The 2,852-nt window shown below is 70.0% G+C and carries 2 protein-coding genes; one reads left to right on the top strand and one right to left on the bottom strand.

Annotated elements, in window-relative coordinates; translation table 11 throughout:
- Window positions 1-50 precede the first annotated feature (50 nt).
- Window positions 51-1,394, bottom strand: coding sequence for a UDP-glucose dehydrogenase family protein (locus tag ACFWEP_RS33795; protein WP_387375995.1), 1,344 nt, complete (start codon window positions 1,392-1,394; stop codon window positions 51-53).
- A gap of 238 nt (window positions 1,395-1,632) precedes the next feature.
- Between ACFWEP_RS33795 and ACFWEP_RS33790 the strand changes: the two genes are divergently transcribed.
- On the top strand, window positions 1,633-2,790 hold the full coding sequence (locus tag ACFWEP_RS33790; protein ID WP_387375997.1) for an acyl-CoA dehydrogenase: 1,158 nt from the start codon (window positions 1,633-1,635) through the stop codon (window positions 2,788-2,790).
- The last annotated feature ends 62 nt before the right edge of the window (window positions 2,791-2,852 follow it).

The raw sequence follows: 2,852 nt of genomic DNA, 5'->3' as shown, positions 1-2,852 counted from the left end.
CCCCGGAACGTCTCGGGTGCGGCCTCTCGGCGTACGGGGGTGCGGGGCGGTCAGGCGGTCGGGCGGCCCATGGCCCGGTAGGTCCAGCCGGCCGCCCGCCACACCGTGCTGTCCAGCGCGTTGCGGCCGTCCAGCAGTATGCGGTGCGCGGCGACCTCGCCCAGCGCCACCGGGTCCAGCTCGCGGAACTCCCGCCACTCCGTCAGGTGCAGCACCACGTCCGCGCCGCGCACGGCGTCCAGCGCGGTGTCCGCGTACCCGAGGGTCGGGAAGAGCCGGCGGGCGTTCTCCATGCCCTTCGGGTCGAAGACGGTGACCTGCCCGCCCTGGAGGTGGATCTGCCCGGCCACGTTCAGCGCGGGGGAGTCGCGCACGTCGTCCGAGTCGGGCTTGAAGGTCGCGCCCAGCACCGCCACCCGGGTGCCCAGGAACGAGCTTCCGCCCACGGCCTCCCGGGCCAGCTCCACCATGTGGCCCCGGCGGCGCATGTTGATCGAGTCGACCTCGCGCAGGAAGGTCAGCGCCTGGTCGGCGCCCAGCTCACCGGCGCGGGCCATGAACGCCCGGATGTCCTTGGGCAGGCACCCGCCGCCGAAGCCGATACCGGCCCGCAGGAACTTCGAGCCGATCCGCTCGTCGTGCCCGATCGCCTCCGCCAGCCTCACGACGTCGCCGTCGGCCGCCTCGCAGACCTCGGCCATCGCGTTGATGAACGAGATCTTGGTGGCGAGGAAGGAGTTCGCCGCGGTCTTCACCAGTTCGGCGGTGGGGAAGTCGGTGACCACGAAGGGGGAGCCCTCCGCGACCGGAACGGCGTACACCTCGCGCAGCAGCTTCTCGGACCGCTCGCTCTCCACCCCGACGACGATCCGGTCCGGGTGCAGGGTGTCCTTCACGGCGAAGCCCTCGCGCAGGAACTCCGGGTTCCAGGCCAGCTCCGCGTCCGCGCCCACCGGAGCCAGCTCGGCCAGCACCTTCGCGAGCCGGGCCGCCGAGCCGACCGGCACGGTCGACTTGCCGACCACCAGCGCCGGGCGGGTCAGGTGCGGGGCCAGCGAGGCGAAGGCGCTGTCCACGTAGGACATGTCGCAGGCGTACTCGCCGTGCTTCTGCGGAGTGTTCACGCAGACGAAGTGCACGTCGCCGAACTCACCCGCCTCCTCCCAGGAGGTGGTGAACCGCAGCCGCCCGGTGGAGCCCGCAATCCCGGCCACGTGCTTCTGCAGGATCTCCTCCAGGCCGGGCTCGTACATCGGCACCCGGCCCGCCTGGAGCAGCTCGATCTTCTCCGGCACCACGTCGAGCCCGAGCACCTCGAAGCCCAGCTCGGCCATGGCCGCGGCATGGGTGGCGCCGAGGTAGCCGGTGCCGATCACAGTGATCCTGAGGGCCATGAGTGCTCCTGGATGAAACGGACGGACGTGCCTCGCCGAGCATAGTCGGGCCCACCCGGCCGCTATTTCCGCCCGTTATGAGCGATTGATCGCCTTTTCTTCCCCTCCGGGAACGACCGCGACCGCTCCGCCACGCGCTGTCGTCAAGCTCACGCGTCCGGCGCGTAGGCCATCGCGAGCGGCCGGGACTAAAATTGGGTTACTGAACGGTAGTTAGCATCCTTGGGGAGTGAGCGTCTTGGCGGGTTCGACCGATTTCGACCTTTACCGTCCGGCTGAGGAGCACGAGATGCTCCGCGAGACGATCCGGTCGCTCGCCGAGGCGAAGATCGCCCCGTTCGCGGCGGCGGTCGACGAGGAGGGCCGCTTCCCGCAGGAGGCGCTGGACGCCCTCGTCGCCGCCGATCTGCACGCGATCCACGTGCCGGAGGAGTACGGCGGCGCCGGCGCCGACGCGCTCGCCACGGTCATCGTGATCGAGGAGGTGGCCCGCGCCTGCGCGTCCTCCTCCCTCATCCCGGCCGTCAACAAGCTCGGCTCCCTCCCGGTGATCCTCTCCGGCTCCGAGGCGCTGAAGAAGAAGTACCTGGGCCCGCTCGCCAAGGGCGACGCGATGTTCTCGTACGCCCTCTCCGAACCGGACGCGGGCTCCGACGCGGCCGGCATGAAGACCAGGGCCGTACGCGACGGCGACTTCTGGGTCCTCAACGGCGTGAAGCGCTGGATCACCAACGCGGGCGTCTCCGAGTACTACACGGTGATGGCCGTCACCGATCCGGACAAGCGCTCCAAGGGCATCTCCGCGTTCGTGGTCGAGAAGTCCGACGAGGGCGTCTCCTTCGGCGCCCCGGAGAAGAAGCTCGGCATCAAGGGCTCCCCGACCCGCGAGATCTACTTCGACAACGTCCGCATCCCCGCCGACCGCATGATCGGCGAGGAGGGCACCGGCTTCGCCACCGCGATGAAGACCCTGGACCACACCCGCATCACCATCGCGGCCCAGGCGCTCGGCATCGCCCAGGGCGCCCTCGACTACGCCAAGGGGTACGTCCAGGAGCGCAAGCAGTTCGGCAAGCCCATCGCCGACTTCCAGGGCATCCAGTTCATGCTCGCCGACATGGCGATGAAGCTGGAGGCCGCCCGCCAGCTCACCTACAGTGCCGCCGCCAAGTCCCAGCGCCTCGACGGTGACCTGACCTTCTTCGGTGCCGCGGCCAAGTGCTTCGCCTCCGACGTCGCCATGGAGGTCACCACCGACGCCGTGCAGCTCCTCGGCGGCTACGGCTACACCCGCGACTACCCGGTCGAGCGCATGATGCGCGACGCCAAGATCACCCAGATCTACGAGGGCACGAACCAGGTCCAGCGGATCGTCATGGCGCGCAACCTGCCGTAACGGGAAGCCGCCCACCCCGTTCCGTGAAGCCGTACGGCCCCGACGCGACCCGCGCGTCGGAA

Source organism: Streptomyces sp. NPDC060198, from assembly GCF_042728415.1.
Classification (GTDB): Bacteria; Actinomycetota; Actinomycetes; order Streptomycetales; family Streptomycetaceae; genus Streptomyces.
The sequence above is the reverse complement of the archived record's forward strand: the minus strand, read 5'-3'. Positions and strand labels throughout refer to the sequence as shown.

Excerpts from the sequence above, each read along its gene's own strand:
- ACFWEP_RS33795 (WP_387375995.1), bottom strand. The coding sequence starts at position 1,394 with ATGGCCCTCAGGATCACTGTGATCGGCACCGGCTACCTCGGCGCCACC.